Annotated in this window: 16 protein-coding genes; 4 read left to right on the top strand and 12 right to left on the bottom strand. The window is 64.6% G+C overall.

Annotation, left to right across the window (positions count from 1 at the left end; genetic code table 11):
- Positions 1-9: 9 nt before the first annotated feature.
- A complete protein-coding gene (locus IVA81_RS04275) occupies positions 10-1,287 on the top strand; it encodes a beta-ketoacyl-ACP synthase (protein ID WP_247312702.1) in 1,278 nt (425 codons plus the stop codon).
- Positions 1,288-1,295: 8 nt separating this feature from the next.
- Complete coding sequence (locus IVA81_RS04270) at positions 1,296-2,228, top strand: lipid A biosynthesis lauroyl acyltransferase (protein WP_247312699.1); 933 nt, start codon at positions 1,296-1,298, stop codon at positions 2,226-2,228.
- A gap of 98 nt (positions 2,229-2,326) precedes the next feature.
- Here the strand turns inward: IVA81_RS04270 and IVA81_RS04265 are convergent, their stop codons facing one another.
- From IVA81_RS04265 to IVA81_RS04235, 7 genes are all read right to left on the bottom strand, one after another.
- The gene (locus IVA81_RS04265; protein ID WP_247312696.1) at positions 2,327-3,439 is read right to left on the bottom strand and encodes a polyamine ABC transporter substrate-binding protein; all 1,113 of its coding nucleotides are present in this window, start codon (positions 3,437-3,439) and stop codon (positions 2,327-2,329) included.
- Between the two features lie 6 nt (positions 3,440-3,445).
- Entirely contained in the window at positions 3,446-4,627 is a 1,182-nt protein-coding gene (locus IVA81_RS04260) for an aminotransferase (protein WP_247312693.1), read from the bottom strand.
- Between the two features lie 7 nt (positions 4,628-4,634).
- On the bottom strand, positions 4,635-4,961 hold the full coding sequence (locus IVA81_RS04255; RefSeq protein ID WP_008139644.1) for a rhodanese-like domain-containing protein: 327 nt from the start codon (positions 4,959-4,961) through the stop codon (positions 4,635-4,637).
- Between the two features lie 158 nt (positions 4,962-5,119).
- Positions 5,120-7,048: a potassium transporter Kup gene (locus IVA81_RS04250; protein WP_247312690.1), complete on the bottom strand. Its 1,929-nt coding sequence runs from the start codon at positions 7,046-7,048 to the stop codon at positions 5,120-5,122.
- A gap of 139 nt (positions 7,049-7,187) precedes the next feature.
- The gene (locus IVA81_RS04245) at positions 7,188-9,089 is read right to left on the bottom strand and encodes a potassium transporter Kup (RefSeq protein WP_247312688.1); all 1,902 of its coding nucleotides are present in this window, start codon (positions 9,087-9,089) and stop codon (positions 7,188-7,190) included.
- A gap of 230 nt (positions 9,090-9,319) precedes the next feature.
- Positions 9,320-10,150: a flagellar motor protein MotB gene (locus tag IVA81_RS04240; protein ID WP_246919562.1), complete on the bottom strand. Its 831-nt coding sequence runs from the start codon at positions 10,148-10,150 to the stop codon at positions 9,320-9,322.
- A gap of 24 nt (positions 10,151-10,174) precedes the next feature.
- On the bottom strand, positions 10,175-10,948 hold the full coding sequence (locus IVA81_RS04235; protein WP_247312685.1) for a MotA/TolQ/ExbB proton channel family protein: 774 nt from the start codon (positions 10,946-10,948) through the stop codon (positions 10,175-10,177).
- Between the two features lie 368 nt (positions 10,949-11,316).
- On the opposite strand from IVA81_RS04235, the gene IVA81_RS04230 reads away from it, so the two are divergent.
- Positions 11,317-11,610: a hypothetical protein gene (locus IVA81_RS04230; protein WP_247312682.1), complete on the top strand. Its 294-nt coding sequence runs from the start codon at positions 11,317-11,319 to the stop codon at positions 11,608-11,610.
- A gap of 14 nt (positions 11,611-11,624) precedes the next feature.
- Here IVA81_RS04230 and IVA81_RS04225 read toward each other — a convergent pair whose 3' ends face one another.
- From IVA81_RS04225 to IVA81_RS04210, 4 genes are all read right to left on the bottom strand, one after another.
- The gene (locus IVA81_RS04225) at positions 11,625-12,344 is read right to left on the bottom strand and encodes an RraA family protein (RefSeq protein ID WP_247312679.1); all 720 of its coding nucleotides are present in this window, start codon (positions 12,342-12,344) and stop codon (positions 11,625-11,627) included.
- Positions 12,345-12,465: 121 nt separating this feature from the next.
- Complete coding sequence (locus tag IVA81_RS04220; protein WP_247312676.1) at positions 12,466-13,347, bottom strand: phosphatidylcholine/phosphatidylserine synthase; 882 nt, start codon at positions 13,345-13,347, stop codon at positions 12,466-12,468.
- Between the two features lie 85 nt (positions 13,348-13,432).
- Positions 13,433-14,137 (bottom strand): phosphatidylserine decarboxylase, encoded by a 705-nt coding sequence (locus IVA81_RS04215; protein WP_346659364.1) that lies wholly within the window; start codon positions 14,135-14,137, stop codon positions 13,433-13,435.
- A 72-nt stretch (positions 14,138-14,209) separates the two neighbouring features.
- Positions 14,210-16,165, bottom strand: a complete 1,956-nt coding sequence (locus IVA81_RS04210; protein WP_247312671.1) for an ABC transporter ATP-binding protein/permease — start codon at positions 16,163-16,165, stop codon at positions 14,210-14,212.
- 201 nt (positions 16,166-16,366) lie between these two features.
- Here IVA81_RS04210 and IVA81_RS04205 point away from each other — a divergent pair, with 201 nt between their 5' ends.
- A complete protein-coding gene (locus IVA81_RS04205; protein WP_247312667.1) occupies positions 16,367-16,972 on the top strand; it encodes a TIGR00730 family Rossman fold protein in 606 nt (201 codons plus the stop codon).
- Positions 16,973-17,156: 184 nt separating this feature from the next.
- Here IVA81_RS04205 and IVA81_RS04200 read toward each other — a convergent pair whose 3' ends face one another.
- A complete protein-coding gene (locus tag IVA81_RS04200; RefSeq protein ID WP_247312664.1) occupies positions 17,157-17,534 on the bottom strand; it encodes a VOC family protein in 378 nt (125 codons plus the stop codon).
- Positions 17,535-17,654: the final 120 nt, after the last annotated feature.

Below are 17,654 nucleotides of genomic sequence, written 5' to 3'. Positions count from 1 at the left end.
GGGATCGACATGACTGCACCACGCGACAAACTCGGGCGCCCCGTCGTCGTCGTCACCGGCATGGGCATCATGACCTCGCTCGGTGCCGGCAAGGCCGACAATTGGGCGAAACTCGTCGCCGGCGAATCCGGCATCCGTACCATCACGCGCTTTCCGGTCGACGGTCTGAAGACCACGATGGCGGGCACTGTCGATTTCGTCAGCGTCGATCCGTTCTCGTCCACCGGCCTGTCCGAACGGATGGCTGAATTGGTGACCGAGGAAGCGCTCGCGCAGGCCGGCATTGGTGCCAAGGCCGACTTCCCGGGCCCCCTCTTCCTCGCGGTCGCACCGGTCGAGGTGGAATGGCCGCAGCGCCGCGAGCTCGGCCGCGCCGTCGGCGCGCCCGATTTCAATTACGACGATCTGCTGCGCATCTCCGGCGGCGGCAAGTACAGCGCCTATCACCACCGCTTCATGTTCGGCTCGGTGGCCGCGTACCTCGCCGAGACCTTCGGCACCAAGGGCTCGCCGATCTCGCTGTCGACGGCCTGCGCCTCGGGCGCGACCTCGATCCAGCTCGGCGTCGAAGCGATCCGCCGCGGCGAGACTGACGCCGCGCTCTGCGTTGCGACCGACGGCACCGTGAATCCGGAAGCGCTGGTGCGCTTCTCGCTGCTCTCGGCGCTGTCGACCCAGAACGATCCGCCGCAGGCGGCCTCCCGCCCCTTCTCCAAGAACCGCGATGGCTTCGTCATGGCCGAAGGCGCAGGCGCCCTCGTGCTGGAGAGCTACGAAGCCGCTGTCGCGCGCGGCGCAAAAATCCTCGGCGTGATCGCCGGCTGCGGCGAGCTCACCGATTCCTTCCATCGCACCCGTTCCTCGCCCGACGGCAAGCCGATCATCGGCTGCATGAACAAGACGCTGGCCGATGCCGGCATGACGCCGGACCAGATCGACCACATCAACGCGCACGGCACCGCGACGCCTGAGAACGACAAGATGGAGTTCAACACGACATCGGCCGTGTTCGGTGAACTCGCGCAGAAGATTCCGGTCACCTCCAACAAGTCGATGGTCGGCCACACCATCTCGGCCGCCGGCGCGGTCGAGGCGATCTTCTCGCTGCTCACGCTCGAGCATCAGCGCATCCCGCCGACGATCAACTACGAGACCCCGGATCCGACGATCCTGTTCAACGTGGTTGGCAACACGGCGCGCGACGCCCGCGTCACCGCTGTCATGTCGAACTCGTTCGGCTTCGGCGGCCAGAACGCCTCGCTGATCCTGACCCGCGAACCGGCCTGATCGGACGCATGGCGCTGATTCCTATCAGCACGAAGATTCGCGCGCGGAATGCAGCCAAGTCGGTCAGCGGAGGCCTGATCGGCGCCGCCACCGTCGCCATGCTGCGGACCACACGCTATTTCGATCCGGTCAAGACCTCGGACTTTTTCGCGCGCGTCACCAAGACGATCGGCCCGCGCCTGCGCGAGCACCGCATCGGTCGCGCCAACCTCACCGCGGCATTTCCGGAAAAGTCGGCTGAAGAGATCGAAGCCATCCTGATGGGTGTCTGGGACAATCTCGGCCGCGTCGGCGCCGAGTTCGCCCATATGGACCACGTCTGGGACTACGATCGCGACCATCCGGAGAAGAGCCGGATCGAACTCCCCAAGCGCAGCATCGAGCTGTTCGACCAGATCCGCGACGACGGCAAGCCGGCGCTGATCTTCGCCGCGCATCTCGCCAATTGGGAATTGCCGGCGCTCGCCGCCGTCGCGCACGGGCTGGATACCGCGATCCTCTACCGCCGTCCGAACATCGCCTCGGCCGACCGCATCATCCAGGAGATGCGCCAGGTCAACATGGGTACGCTGATCCCTGCGGGCCGCGATGCGCCGCTGCGACTCGCGCAGGCGCTGAAGGACGGCAAGCACGTCGCCATGCTGATCGACCAGTACCTGACCGGCGGCGTCGAGGTCACCTTTTTCGGCCGCAAGACCCGCGCCAATCCGATGCTGGCGCGCCTCTTGCGCCAGATCGAATGCCCGATCCACGGCGCCCGCATCATCCGCCTGCCCGGCGGCCGCTTTCGCGGCGAGCTCACCGATGAGATCAAGCCGGTCCGCGATGCCGACGGCAAGATCGACATCCAGGGCACGACGCAGGCGATCACGAGCGTGGTGGAAAGCTGGGTCCGCGAGCATCCGGAGCAGTGGCTCTGGCTGCACAGAAGGTGGCGGTAAGCGCGTCACTGCGAGGTGCGAAGCAATGAAGCAATCCAGAATGCCTCCGCAGAGATTCTGGATTGCTTCGCTTCGCTCGCAATGACGAGTGCAGCCCCTCACCGCCCCGTCTTCACCTTGGTCCACAGCCGGTTGATGACCCGCTGCGTCGCCGGCTCGCGCGCGGTGATGACGAACAATTTTGCGAGTGTCGCCTCGTCCGGATAGATGTTCTTGTCGTTCAAAATTTTCGGATCGACCAGCTTCTGGCTGGCGAGGTTGCCGTTGGCGTAGGACAAAAAGTCCGAGTTCTTGGCGGCGACGTCGGGACGGTAGAGATAGTTGATCAGCTCGTAGGCTTCGCTGAGGTTCTTGGCATCCGCGGGGATCGCGAGATTGTCGAAGAACATCTGCGCCCCCTCCTTCGGGATTGCGTAGCCGATCTCGATGCCGGTCTTGGCTTCGGCGGCGCGGGCGCGGGCCTGCATGATGTCGCCGGACCAGCCGACCACGAAGCAGATCTCGCCGGTGGCGAGCGCGCTTAAGTATTCGGACGAGTGAAACTTGCGCACGGACGGGCGGACTTTTGCGACGACATCGGCGGCCTTCTCGAGGTCGGCCTGCTTGGTCGAGTTCGGATCGAGCGCGAGATAGTTCAGCGCCGCCGGAAAGATGTCGTCGGCGGAGTCGAGCATGTGCACGCCACAGTCTTTGAATTTTGCCAGGTTTTCCGGCTTGAAGACGATGTCCCAGCTGTCGATCTTGGCATCGGGCCCCAGGATCTGCTTCAGCTTGGCGACGTTGTAGCCGATGCCCGTCGTGCCCCACATGTAATTGGCGGCGTAGACATTGCCGGGGTCGTAGGTCGCAAGACGCTGGTTCACCATCGGCCAGGCATTGGCCAAGTTCGGCAGCTTCGACTTGTCGAGCTTCTGGAAGATGTTGGCCTTGATCTGGCGCTGCAGGAAATAAGCGGTGGGCACCACGACGTCATAGCCGGACTTGCCGGCCATCAGGCGCGTCTCCAGCGTCTCGTTGGCGTCGAAGGTATCGTAGACCACCTTGATGCCGGTCTCCTTGGTGAAGGCCTCAAGGACATCCGGCGCCATGTAGTTGGACCAGTTGTAGAAGTTGACGACCCGCTCCTCGGCCCCTGCGGGAGGTGAGAGCAACGTCAGCGCGGCGGCAATTGCAAAAGTAAGGCAAAGCCCGGAGCGACCGACGTTCGTCATCTGGATCTACCTCTTGCGTCCGCGCACCGCGTCCGACAGCCGCTCCAGCGCGGTGTCGAGCGTCTCGTCCTTCTTGGCAAAGCAGAAGCGCACCACGGAGGTCACGGGGTCCTGCTCGTAGAAGGCCGAGACCGGGATCGCCGCAACCTTGTAGTCCTTCACGATCCGCCAGCAGAATTCGGTGTCGCTCTCGTTGAGCCCGAGCGGCGACAGGTCGACGGTGAGGAAGTAGGTGCCTTGCGACTTCAGCACGGGGAAGCCGAGGCTCTCCAGCCCCCTGGTCAGGCGGTCCCTGCTCCGCGCCAGGTCCTTGCGCATCGACAGGAAGTACTCGTCCGGCTTGCCGAGGCCGTAGGCAACGGCGGCCTGAAGGTTCGGCGCGGTCGTGAAGGTCAGGAACTGGTGCACCTTGGCGGCGACGCGCAGCAGCGGCGGCGCGGCACAGACGAAGCCGATCTTCCACCCGGTCAGCGAGAAGATCTTGCCGGCCGAGCCGACCTTGATGGTGCGCTCGCGCATGCCCGGGAGGGTGATCAGCGGGATGTGCTTGTGCTCGTCGAAGGTGACATGCTCCCAAACCTCGTCGCAGATCGCGATGACGTCGAATTCCTGGCAGTAGCGCGCGAGTAGTTCGAGATCCTCGCGCGGATAGACCACCGCGGACGGATTCAAGGGATTGTTGAACAGCACCGCCTTGGTCTTTGAATTGAAGACGCTTTTCAGCATGTCCTCGTTCAGCCGCCAGTGCGGCGGCTCGAGGCGGACGAGGCGCGGAATGCCGCCGGCCTGGCGGATGATCGGCAGATAGGAATCATAGACCGGCTGGAAGCACACCACCTCGTCGCCGGGCTGCACCACCGCGAGGATGGCCGAGGTCAGCGCCTCGGTGCCGCCGGAGGTCACCATCACCTCGCTCATCGGATCGAGCTTGAGGCCGTGCCAGTGGCCGTAATGGGTCGCGATCGCCTGGCGCAGCTCTGGCAGGCCCATCATCGAGGGGTACTGGTTATAGCCGTTCAGCGAGGCGTCGGCCGCAGCACGGCGGATGTCCTCGGGGCCGGGATCGTCAGGAAAGCCCTGGCCGAGATTGATGGCGGCATTGTCGCGCGCGGCCTGCGACATCGCCTCGAAGATGGTGACGGGAAGGTCGGCGAAGACCTTGTTCAGCGAGGAGCTCTTGGTCGTCATCGCGAGGTCAGCCACCGACCTTGCTGGGAAGACCCGCCGCCTTCCAGCCCAGCATGCCGCCGGCCAGATGCTTGTCGTAAGGCAGGCCCGCCGCCTGCGCCGCCAGCGAGGCCGTCACCGAGCGCTTGCCTGAGCGGCAGGCGAACACGACCTCCTTGCCTTGCGGATCGGGGATCGCCTTGGGATCGAAGGTCGAGAGGGGCACCACAACGCCGTAGGGGTAGGCCTCGGCTTCGACCTCGTTCGGCTCGCGGACATCGACGAGCAGATAGCGCCCTTCCGCGACACCCTTGGAGACCTCGTCCGGGGTCAGATCCTGTACCTGGTTTGCCACATCATCCTCCAACATCGCGAGCCGCGTGCCGGGGCGTCCCCGGCCGGCGGCAACCTCGCCTCTCGGCTTGTTAAAATCAAGCACTACAAAGGCTTGAGCCGCCCGGCGCAAGTTAAAGCTAAATCGCAGCGACTTGAAGTGCGCTTTGAATCCTGGGCCTAGATCGTCACCTGGGTGCCGACCTCGACCACACGGCCCGAGGGGATCTGGAAATAGTCCGTGGCGTCGTTGGCGGAGCGGCTGAGCGAGATGAACAGCCGGTCCTGCCAGCGCGGCATGCCGGAATGCACCGCGGGCTTCAGCGCCCTGCGCGACAGGAAGAACGAGGTCGACATGATGTCGAACTGCCAGCCGAGCTTGCGCGCGATCGCCAGAGCCTTCGGCACGTTGGGCGATTCCATGAAGCCGAATTTCAGCGTCACCTTGGAGAAGGTCGGTGAGATCTGCTCCAGCCTGACGCGCTCGGCCGGATCGATCCGCGGCGTCTGCGCGGTCTCGATGGTGAGAATGACATTCTTCTCGTGCAGCACCTTGTAGTGCTTCAGACTATGCATCAGTGCGGTCGGCGCGCTGAGCGGGTCCGAGGTGAGGAACACGGCGGTGCCGGGCACGCGCTGCGGGGGCCGCTTCTCCAGCATGGCCACGAGGTCGGCGAGCGGGAACTCGAGCTTGCGCGACTTCTCGAACAGCAGCCGGCTGCCGCGCCGCCACGTGTACATCAGGATGATGATGAGCGCACCGAGCGCCAGCGGCATCCAGCCGCCCTCGAACACCTTGAGCAGGTTGGCCGCCAGGAAGGTCAGGTCGAGGAACAGGAACGGCGCGATCAGCGCGGCGGCGGCGAGCGGCGACCACCGCCAGACCTTCCAGATCACCACGAAGCCCATCATCGCCGTGACCACCATGGTTCCGGTGACGGAGATGCCGTAGGCCGAGGCCAGCGCGCTGGAGGAGCGGAACAAGAGCACCAGCAACACCACGGCGAGCAGCAAGAGCTGGTTGATGCGCGGGATGAAGATCTGGCCGGAATGGGCTTCAGAGGTATGACGAATTTCGAAGCGCGGCAGCAGCCCAAGCTGAATCGCCTGGCGCGTCAGCGAATAGGCGCCGGTAATGACCGCCTGGCTCGCGATGACGGTCGCCATGGTGGCGAGCACGACCATGCAGCCGCGGAAGAAGCCTTGCGGGAACAGCTGGAAGAACGGGCTCACGATGGCGCCGGGGTCGCTGAGCACGAGCGCCCCCTGCCCCAGATAGTTCAGAGCCAGCGAGGGCAGCACGATAGAGAGCCAGGCGAACTGGATCGGCCGCTTGCCGAAATGGCCGAGGTCGGCATAGAGCGCCTCGGCGCCGGTGACCGCCAGGAATACGGCGCCCAGCGTGACAAAGCCGATGATGCCGTGGTGGAACATGAAAGACACGGCGTAGAGCGGGTTCAGCGCGTAGAGGACTTGCGGCTGCTGAATGATCGGATGGATTGCCGCCGCCGCGATAACTACGAACCAGACGCACATGATCGGACCGAAGAACGCGGCGACGCGGGCGGTTCCGCGCGACTGCACCGCGAACAGGCAGACCAGGATCACCACCGTCAGCGGCACGATATATGGCTCGAACCGGAGCGTGACGTCCTTCATGCCCTCGATCGCCGACAGCACCGAGAGCGCCGGCGTGATCACAGCATCGCCGTAGAACAGCGCACCGGAGATGATGCCGAGCAGGACGATGGTCGCCCCGCCGGTGCCGACCGCGCGCTGGGCCAGCGCCATCAGTGCCAGCGTGCCGCCCTCGCCATTGTTGTCGGCACGGAGCAGGATCACGACGTATTTGAGCGTCACCACGACGATGAGCGCCCACAGGATCAGGGAGAGCACGCCAAGCACCGCTGCCGGCGTCGGCAACCCCTCTGCGCCCGAGGCGGCCATCACCGCCTCACGGAACGCATATAGCGGGCTGGTGCCGATATCGCCGTAGACGACGCCGATGCTGCCGAGCGTCAGCGCGCCGAAACGGGCGGTGGTGTGGGCCTCGCCATGCCCATTGGCCGCCGCCGTTTCCGGGGCGGAAATCGCTACATCGCTTGTCATGGAGAGCCCGGTGGCCTCTAAAATGCTTCACTGCACAATGGCGGAAGAGCGCGCGGCTTATAGTCCTGCGCTACCGGCATAGCCTAGCCCGATTCCGGAGCCTAGCCATGCAAATTCGCATGACTTGGCCAGTTGCGTTCTAGATGGTGACCTGGGTTCCGACTTCAACCACCCGCCCGGTGGGGATTTGGAAGTAATCCGTGGCGTCGTTGGCGGACCGGCTCAGCGCGATGAACAAATGGTCCTGCCACAGCGGCATGCCCGATTGCGCCGACGCTTTCAGCGACCTTCGTGACACGAAGAACGACGTGGACATGATGTCGAACTGCCAACCCTGCTTGCGCGCGATCGCGAGCGCCTTGGGCACGTTCGGCTGCTCCATGTAGCCGAAGCGCAGACGGACCTTGGAGAATTTCTCGCTGATCTTCTCCATGCGGAACCGCTCCGACAGATCGACCCGCGGCGTATGCGCGGTCTCGATGGTCAGGACCACGTTGTGCTCGTGCAGCACCTTGTTGTGCTTGAGATTGTGCAGCAACGCGGTCGGCACGAACGAGGGATCGCTGGTCAGGAACACAGCGGTGCCCTTGACGATGTGCGGCGGCCGCTTTTCCAGGCTCCGGATCAGATCGTCCAGCGGCACCTCGATCCGGCGCGTCTTCTGAATCAGAATCCCGGAGCCTTTCCGCCAGGTCCAGATCGTTCCCGCCATGACCACCCCGAACAGCAGCGGTACCCAGGCGCCCTCAAGGAGCTTAAGCAGATTGGCGCTGAAGAAGCTCAGGTCGACGACGACGAAGGGCACGATCACGGCCGCAGCCGTGGCCGCGCGCCAGTTCCACAGTTTCCAGATCACGACAAAGCCCATGATGCCGTCGGCGACCATGGTGGTGGAGACGGCGATGCCGTAGGCCGAGGCCAGATTGCTGGGGGTGTGAAATAGCAGCACCAGCAGCATCACGCCGATCAGCAGCAGCCGGTTCACCCGCGGAAGATAGATCTGGCCGGCATGGGTCTCGGACGTATAACGGACCTCGAAACGCGGCAGCAGGCCGAGCTGCACCGCCTGGTAGACCAGCGAATAGGCACCGGTGATCACCGCCTGGCTCGCAATCACGGTCGCTGCGGTCGCAAGCCCGACCAGCGGCAGCACCAGACTTTCAGGCACCATGCGATAGAAGGAATGCTCGATTGCGCTCGGATCGGACAGCACCAGCGCGCCCTGCCCGAAATAGTTGATCAAAAGCGCGGGAAGTACGAAGAACATCCAGGCCAACTGGATCGGCTTGCGGCCGAAATGGCCAAGATCGGCATAGAGCGCCTCGCCCCCTGTCACCGCCAGGAACACCGCGCCGAGCGTCACAAGGCCGATCGTGCCGTGCGACAGCACGAACTGCACCGCGTAGTAGGGATTGATCGCCGCCAGCACCGAGGGGTCGTCGGCGATGTGGACGGCCCCCATCACCGCGATGACAGTGAACCAGACCATCATCACCGGCCCGAAGGCCGAGGCCACCAGCGCGGTCCCCTTGCTCTGGACCGCGAACAGCAGCACCAGGATGAGCACGGTGAGCGGCACCACGTAGTGCTCGAGCGCGGGGGTTGCGAGCTTCAGGCCCTCGACCGCCGACAGCACCGAGATCGCCGGCGTGATCATGGAATCGCCGATGAACATGGAGGCGCCGACCACGCCGAGCGCGAGCAGAACCCAGCTTCGCCGCCCGAGCGCGCGCTGGCCGAGAGCCATCAAGGAGAGCGTGCCGCCCTCCCCGTTATTGTCGGCGCGCAGCAGCAGCAGGACGTATTTGGCGGTGACGACGATCAGCAGCGCCCACAGGATCAGCGAGAGCACGCCCAGCACGATGACCCGCGAGACCGGCTCGCCATGGGCCGCGGCCTTGACAGCCTCGTGGAATGCATACAGGGGCGAGGTGCCGATATCGCCGAAGACGACGCCGATGCTCCCGAGCGTAAGGGCCCAAAAACCTGAGGTGACCGGTTGCCCATCCTGGGTCTCGGCCTGTGTGATGCTCGCCGTCATGAAGGTGGAAAACGCTTCTTCCCTGGAATTGATCCGGCGCCTTTCGACGCTTCCGGCGCGCCTGTCAATCAGACCATCACCATAGCAGGCGTCCAGACAGAAGCTGTGACACCGCAGCAACGTTCGTCGCCCGCGCGACGACATGCCTCAGGTAAAATGGTAACGCAAGAGGACTTATTTTCCGAGCATGATCTCGTCGGAAAATCGGTGCCCACTTTACCGGATCATGCTCAGGGCTTCAGATTTGGCGGCAGCGGCGGATCTTCGCGCATCAGGGTGATGGTCACCCGCCGGTTGGCCGCGAGCGAGGGATCGTCCGGAAACAGCGGCTGGGTGTCCGCCTTTCCGGAGACAGCGAAGATGTGCGACGGCGGCAGGCCTTCGCGTTCGAGGATCTGGCGCACGGCATTGGCGCGATCGGCCGACAGATCGAAGGCGCCATACTCGCTGCGGGTCGGCACGAAGCCCGCCGCGGTATGGCCGGCGATGGAAACGCGCAGCGGCGTCGCCTTGAGCGGGATCGCGAGCTTTTCGACCAGACGGCGGGTGCGGTCATAGGGCACCTTGGAGCCGTCGGCGAACATCGAGCGGCCGTCCTGGTCGACGATCTCCAGGTTGAGACCCTGCTTGGTCTCCTCGAACATGATGTGCTTGGACATCTCGGTCAGCTCCGGCATGTCCTGCAGCGCCTGGCGCAGCGAGGCCGCGGCGAGCGCGAAATTGCGGTCGACCTTGATCTTCGCTCCCGACGTGCGGTCGCGATCCTCCTGGTCCGGCGTCGGCGTGTTGGAGGCATCCTCGGGCTGGATATGGTCGACATTCTTCAGCCGTGGGCGGGTCGGCAAACCGTCGGACTCGACGATGCCGGCATAGCGCGCTTCGCTCTGCACACCGAAGGCGTCGCGCATCGATCCCGCGACAATCTTCAGCTTGTTGGCGTCCTGCGTCGAGAATGCGACGAGCATCACGAAGAAGCTCATCATCAAGCCCATAAGGTCGGCGAAGGTCACGAACCAGCCGTGACCGCCTCCGTGCGCATCGCCGCGTTTCTTCTTGGCCATGGCTGAAAATCCCGGCGGGCGGTCTTACGCCGGCACCGGCTCACCCTCGGCGTGACGATGCTTCTCCGGCAGGTAGGCCAGCAGCATTTCACGCACGAGCGTCGGGCTCTTGGAGTCGCGGATCATCAGGATGCCATCGATGATCAGGGTACGATTGGTTTCCTCGTCCAGCAGCTTGCCGTGCAGCTTGTCGGCGATCGGCAGACAGAACAGGTTCGCAACCAGCGCGCCGTAAAGCGTGGCGAGCAGCGCGGTCGCCATGAACGGGCCGAGCTTGGAGGGGTCGGTCATGTTCGCGAACATCTGCACCATGCCGATCAGGGTGCCGATCATGCCGAAGGCTGGGGCGCAGTCGCCGATGGCACGATAGATCTTGCTGCCCTCGTCCAGGTGCATCAGGAAGTTGTCGCGGTCGCGCTCGAGATTGTCGCGGATGAAGTCGAGGTCGTAGCCGTCGGCGACGTAGCGGATGCCTTTGGCGAGGAACGGCTCGTCAGTCTCGACCTTTTCGAGGCCGACAGGACCCTGCTTGCGGGCGATCTCGGCGATGCGGGCGAGCTCGTCAACGAGGTCGTGGGCCGACAGCCGGCTCATGGTGAAGGCGAACTTGGCGCCGAGCGGGAGGCCGTGCAGGAGCGCCGAGAGCGGAAAGCGGATCATGGTGGCGGAGACCGAGCCGCCGAAGATGATGATCATCGCATGTTCGGAGATGAACATGTGGAGGTCGCCGCCCATGAAGATCATCGCAGTGATGACGATGATGCCCGCCGTGAGCCCGACGCTCGTCATGATATCCATGGGATACTCCAACGCGTACGCAACAACGGCCGTCCTGGCCGCTGGCGCGGCCCAACCCCGAACCGCATCGGAAACCCTAGAGTGCCGCCCTTAAAGCCGCGTAAAGGTTAAGTTGAGCCCGCGCGCCAGACCGGCGTAGCGCATCGGGAGGAAGCCGGCTTTGCCGGCTGCCGACACGAATTTCAACACTTTGCTAACCATGATTGCGGCGCGACGGCGCGAGGAAGGCCCGGCGTCTAGTTGAACAGATGCGAGAAGGTTTGCTCATCCTCCGGATGGAACGACTGCGGCCCTGCGCCACGGGCGAGACGAAGGATGATCTGCTATTCTCAGCCCTGCGGCATGCTCCAGCGCAGGAGCCTATTGCAATGTTGACGCTGTTCAGTCTTCTCACCGCGCTGCCTGCGGTGTTGGCGCTCCACCTGCTCGAGCCGGAGCTCGTTCTGCCGGCCTTCAGCCTTGCGCTCTTTGCCGAGGCCGTCTTCGCAGTGATCGCAGCGCGCTTGATTCACCTCCCGGACAATGCGGAGGACATCACGCTGTGGGATCTTGCCGGCGGCTTCACCCTGATCGGATGCGCCGCCGCGGTGTTTGGCGAGCCGGATCAGGCCGCCCTGTTTCTGACGGAACAGGGCAGCCCACGGCTGGCGTCGCGGCCGTAGGCCGTTCAGTCCCGTCAGTGAATTTCCGCCGAGCGCTTCAGCGCGGCCTTCAGCTTCTCCAGCGAGAAGTCGGGGCTGCGGGCGATCTCCAGGATCGGCGTCTCGCGGCGGCCACAGAGCTCGGCAGCCTCGGGCAGCTTTGCGGCGACATCGACCGGGATCACGATGGCGCCGTGCTGGTCGGCATGAATCAGATCGTCCGACTTCACGGTCATACCGGCAACGCGCACCTCGCCGCCGAAGCTTTCCGCATGCACCCAGGCATGCGAGGGGCCGATCGAGCCGGCCAGCGCCTGGAAACCCGGGGCCCATTGTGGGATGTCGCGGATCGAGCCGTCGGTGATGACGCCGAGGCAGCCGAGCGCCTTGTGCACGTTGCTCTGCACCTCGCCCCAGAATGCGCCGTAGCCGACGTCAGGACCGTCGATGTCCTGGATCACCGAAATGCGCGGGCCATGGCCGGTGCCGACATACTCGTAATATTCGATGCGGCGCTCGGACTGCTCTTCCGCCGGCAGCGAGGATTTCAGCACCGAGCGGATCGCGACCGTGCGGGCATAGCCGACGATCGGCGGCAGATCGGGGAACGGACAGACCAATTGCTTGGTGGTGTAGCCGATCAGCCGGCGCTCGGGCGCCACGATCTCCATGGCATTGCAGATCGTCGGCGTGTCGTAGCGGCCCAGCGCTTCGAGGACGGAAGCGGGCAGCGGCCCGGTCGCGGAATTGGTCACGGCGTTCTCTCCCAGATTGGCGGCCGCTGTTGGCGCGGTGCCGCCGGCACGGGGCGATATAGCTGAGATCGAGCCTCGACCCAACTCAACGCACTCTCATGGCAGATATCCGCGAAAAAGCTCAATGCAGCCGTCCGGGCCGGTCGTCATCCGGCGGCGGCTCCGACAAATTCGCCAGCGTCGGCGCCGAAGGCGGCGATGAGACCTCGCCTCCCGATGACGCCGTGGCTTCCATCGCGCGCGCCTGGTCGCGGTAGGATTTGTAGCCGAGCGGCAAGCAGAGCAGATACAGCACCGTGCCGATCGACAGCACGTGCCAGGGATAGGCGATCAGCAGTGCGATGAAAACGATCACGGCGACGAACGCCGGCAGCACCAGCTCGGGCGGCACGCGCATGCGCTTGGTCTTGCCGGAGAACACCGGCAAGCGCGACACCATCAGGAAGGCGATCAGGAGCGTATAGGCCGCCGTCACCGCAGCCGGAGTGCGGCCGAGATCGAGGAACGCGACGTAGATCGGCAGCAGCACGGTGATCGCGCCGGCCGGCGCCGGCACGCCAGTGAAGAAATTGGCCGCGAAGGCCGGCTTGTTGGGATCGTCCATGGTGGCGTTGAAGCGCGCCAGACGCAGGCCGCCGGAGATCGCGAACACCATGGCGGCGATCCAGCCGGCATTGCCGAGCTCGTGCAGCTGCCAGAAATACAGCATCAGGCCGGGCGCGACGCCGAAATTGACGAAATCGGCGAGGCTGTCGAGCTCGGCGCCGAACTTGGATTGGCCCTTGATCATGCGCGCGATGCGGCCGTCGATGCCGTCGAGGGCCGCCGCGAACACGATGGCGTAGACGGCGAGCGACATCCGTCCCTCGATCGACAGCCGGATCGAGGTCAGGCCGGCGCAGATCGCCAGCAGCGTGATGACGTTGGGCACCAGCATCCGCACCGGAATCGGACGGAACCGCCGGCGGCGCGTGTCGGGATCTTTGAAGTCATAGGGCGTCATGGCTGTCCTCACCTCAAGGCGAGATATAGCAAGCCGCGTCCCCCTCCGCCATTGCGGCGGAAGGCCCTCGTGGACCGACTATTGGTTAATTGGCGCGGTAGGCGCGGCTGGGATCGTCCCCGGCAAGATCGGCCAAAATCGTCTCGCCGGCGATGGCGGTCTGCCCTTCCGAGACCAGCGCTTTGGTACCCACAGGCAGATAGACGTCGAGCCGCGAGCCGAAGCGGATCAGACCGAAGCGCTCGCCGGCGCCGATCGCCTGGCCTTCCCTGACGAAGCAGACGATGCGCTTGGCGACGAGCCCTGCGATCTGGACCACGCCGATCCGCGCCGTCGGTGTCGAGATCACCAGCGAATTGCGCTCATTGTCTTCGCTGGCCTTGTCGAGCTCGGCATTGATGAAGAGGCCGGGGCGGTAGGCGATGCGGTCCACCCTGCCCGCTAAGGGAGCGCGGTTCACGTGGCAATTGAAGACGCTCATGAACACCGAGATGCGTGGCAACGGCCGGTCGCCGAGCCCGAGCTCAGCCGGCGGCAACGCCATGGTGATCATCGAGACGCGGCCGTCGGCCGGCGACACCACCAGCCCCTCGCGCACCGGCGTCACGCGCACGGGATCGCGGAAGAACAGCGCGCACCACACGGTCAGGATCGTGCCGATCCAGCCCAGAGGCGACCACAGCCAGAACAGGATCAGGCTGGCCAGCGCAAAGCCGCCGATGAAGGGATAACCCTCCTTGTGGATCGGTGGGATCTGACGCTGGATCGAATCGAGAATGGACATCGCTATCTGCCGGTCGGAGTTAATGGCACGGGTCGTCGCGCGGGCTTGTTTAGGCCAGAGTTGGGACCGGAGACAAGGTCACTCCGCCGCCGCGGGTGCCGTCAGGGCGTCATTGACCGCCGGCGGCTCCCGGTTGGGGGCCTCGCCGGTGTCGGCCATCTTGGCCAGTTTCTCGCGCGCCGCCTCGGCCTCGCGCTGCCTGTTCCACATGCTGGCATAGAGGCCGCCATGCGCGAGCAGCTTGGCGTGGGTCCCGCGCTCGGCGATGCGGCCCTGGTCCAGCACGATGATCTCATCGGCCCCAACGATGGTCGAAAGCCGGTGCGCGATCACCAGCGAGGTGCGGTTTTTCGCCACCCGGTCGAGCGCGCCCTGGATCTCGTGCTCGGTGTGGGTGTCGAGCGCCGAGGTCGCCTCGTCCAGCACCAGGATCGGCGGCGCCTTCAGCACGGTGCGTGCGATCGCGACGCGCTGCTTCTCGCCGCCGGACAGTTTGAGCCCGCGCTCGCCGACCTGGGTCTCGTAGCCCTTCGGCGACATGCGGATGAAATGGTCGATCTGCGCCAGCTGCGCCGCTTCCTCGACTTCGGCATCGTCGGCGTCCCAGCGGCCGTAGCGGATGTTGTAGCGGATGGTGTCGTTGAACAGCACGGTATCCTGCGGCACCATGCCGATCGAGGCCCGAAGTGAATCCTGCGTCACCGCGCGGATGTCCTGGCCGTCGATCAGGATCTTGCCGCCGGAGACGTCGTAGAGGCGGAACAGGAGGCGCGAGATCGTCGACTTGCCCGCACCGGACGGGCCGACGATGGCGACGGTCTTGCCGGCCGGCACCTCGAAACTGATGCCCTTGAGGATCGGCCGCGTCGGCTCATAGGCAAAGCGCACGTCCTCGAAGCGCACGGTGCCGGCGGAGATGACCAACGGCTGCGCATCGGGCGCGTCCTTGATCTCGGCCTCGCGGCCCAGCACATTGAACATCTTCTCGATGTCGATGATCGCCTGCTTGATCTCGCGATAGACCATGCCCATGAAGTTCAGGGGCTGATAGAGCTGGATCATCATGGCGTTGACCAGCACGAAATCGCCGACCGTGTTGGTGCCGTTGCGCACGCCGATCGCGCACATCAGCATGGTCGCGGTCAGCCCCAGCGTGAAGATCACCGCCTGGCCGGTGTTGAGCACCGCGAGTGAGGTGTAGGTGTGGACGCTTGCCTCTTCGTAACGCGCCACCGATTTGTCGTAACGCTGCGCCTCACGCGCCTCGGCACTGAAGTACTTCACGGTCTCGTAGTTGAGCAGCGAGTCGATCGCCTTCGTGTTCGCCTCGGTGTCGGAATCGTTCATCTTGCGGCGGATGCCGATCCGCCACTCGGTCGCGATGTAGGTATAGTACATGTAGAGCGTGACCGTGATCAGCGTCGCGACCACGTAGCGCCAGTCGAACTGCCAGAGCAACACCGCCATCAGCAGCGTGACCTCGACGATGGTCGGGATCAGCTGCAGGATCACCATGCGCACGATGACCTCGATGCCCTCGCGGCCGCGCTCGAGCACGCGCGTCAGACCGCCGGTCTTGCGCTCGAGATGAAAGCGCAGCGACAGCTCGTGCATATGGATGAAGGTGATGGTGGCGAGCTTGCGCACCGCATGCATGGCGACGCGCGCAAAGATGCCGTCGCGCCACTGCGTCAGCAGCGCCATCAAGATGCGCATCGTGCCGTAGCTCACGGTCAGCAGCAACGGCGAGGCAATCACCCAGAGGTGCCAATTGTCGGCCTGCAGCGGCGCCGTATTGGCGCCGGTCAGCGCGTCCGTCGCCCATTTGAAGCTGAACGGTACCGTCAACGTGATCAGCTTGGCAGCGAGCAGCAGCACAAGCGACCACACCACGCGCATCTTCAGGTCGAAGCGGTCGCCCGGCCAGATATAAGGCCACAGATGCGCCAGCGTGCCCATCAACGTGGCCCGCTCCGCCGGGCCGCCGGCAGGATCGGGAACGTTGGCGCCGTCGAACGATTGAGGTTGGTCCATCAAAAAGCCTGAAATCCCGCCGGATGCGGGCGTCGCTGCGATTAACGATTTTCGCCTGTCATATAGAGCCTTCCCGATGTCAACGCACCCCGCCAGATGGCGAATCTTCGATTGTTTGTCGCCATTTACCGGTAGATTTCCGGGAGTATCGAATCACCGATTGGACTTGACGCCTCTTCGCTGCAATGCATCATGGCACCAATGAGCACGATCAAAACCGTCTGTGTCTATTGCGGCTCCGGCCCCGGAACCAATCCCCGCTTCACCGAAGGCGCCAAGGCGTTCGGCAAGGCGCTCGCCGAGAACAACATCCGCCTCGTCTATGGCGGCGGCTCGCTTGGCCTGATGGGCTCGGTCGCGACCTCCGTGCTCGATCACGGCGGCACCGTCACCGGCATCATCCCCGACTTCCTGCGGATGCGCGAGAACGCGCTGACGCGCGTACAGGAGATGATCGTCACCCCCGACATGCACGAGCGCAAGCGCTTGATGTTCGAACGCTCCGACGCCTTCGTGGCGCTGCCGGGCGGCGTCGGCACGCTGGAAGAATTGGTCGAGCAGTTGACCTGGAAACAGCTCGGCCGTCACGCCAAGCCGGTGCTGCTCGCCAATATCGACAATTTCTGGGAGCCGCTGTTCTCCCTGCTGTCGCACATGCGCCAGACCGAGTTCATCCGTGCCGGCCTTTCGGTCGACATCCTCAAGGCCGATCGCGTCGATGACATTTTGCCGAAGCTGAAGGCGGCCGCGGCCCAGATCGACGAGGCCGAGAAGAAGCTTGCGCCGGAAGTGGCGCGCAAGCTCTGAAGATTGGTTTGGCTTGATCTGGCCGCGGGCTCGGTAACCTCTCCCGCTCGCGGGAGAGGTCGCCGCGTAGCGGCGGGTGAGGGTTCTCTCCTCTTGGGGGTCCTCGCCCGCGGAGACACCCCCACCCTAGCCCTCCCCCGCAAGCGGGAGAGGGAGCGCAGCTCCTTCGTGGCGATAGTGAGTCCTACTCCGCCGGAAACGTCACCGCCTCGATGCGGTTGCCGTCGGGATCGAACACGAAGGCCGCGTAATAGCGCACGCGATCGTGCGGGCGGATGCCGGGCGCGCCGTCGGAGGCCCCGCCTGCGGCGAGAGCGGCCGCATGAAACGCATCGACCTCGTCAATCGTCTTCGTCCGCAGGCAGATGTGGACGCCGCTCCCCGCTGGCACACGCGCCATGTTCTCGCGCAGATTGATCCAGAACTCGGGATAGGCCTTGCCGAAGCCGACCGTCCGCGGTCGTGTGACGAGGCGTGTGAGGCCGAGAGTCGCGAGCGTGGCCTCGTAGAATCTTGCGGCGCGCTCGATGTCGCTGACGCCGACGGAGATGTGGTCGATCATGCGTGCTCCCTCCCCCCGTCATTGCGAGCGAAGCGAAGCAATCCAGAATGCCCTCCCCGGAGACAGTCTGGATTGCTTCGTCGCCTCGCTCCTCAATGACGGCGTTTGTAGCTGCCGCCG

The organism is Bradyrhizobium sp. 141, assembly GCF_023074055.1.
GTDB lineage: Bacteria > Pseudomonadota > Alphaproteobacteria > Rhizobiales > Xanthobacteraceae > Bradyrhizobium.
The sequence above is the reverse complement of the archived record's forward strand: the minus strand, read 5'-3'. Positions and strand labels throughout refer to the sequence as shown.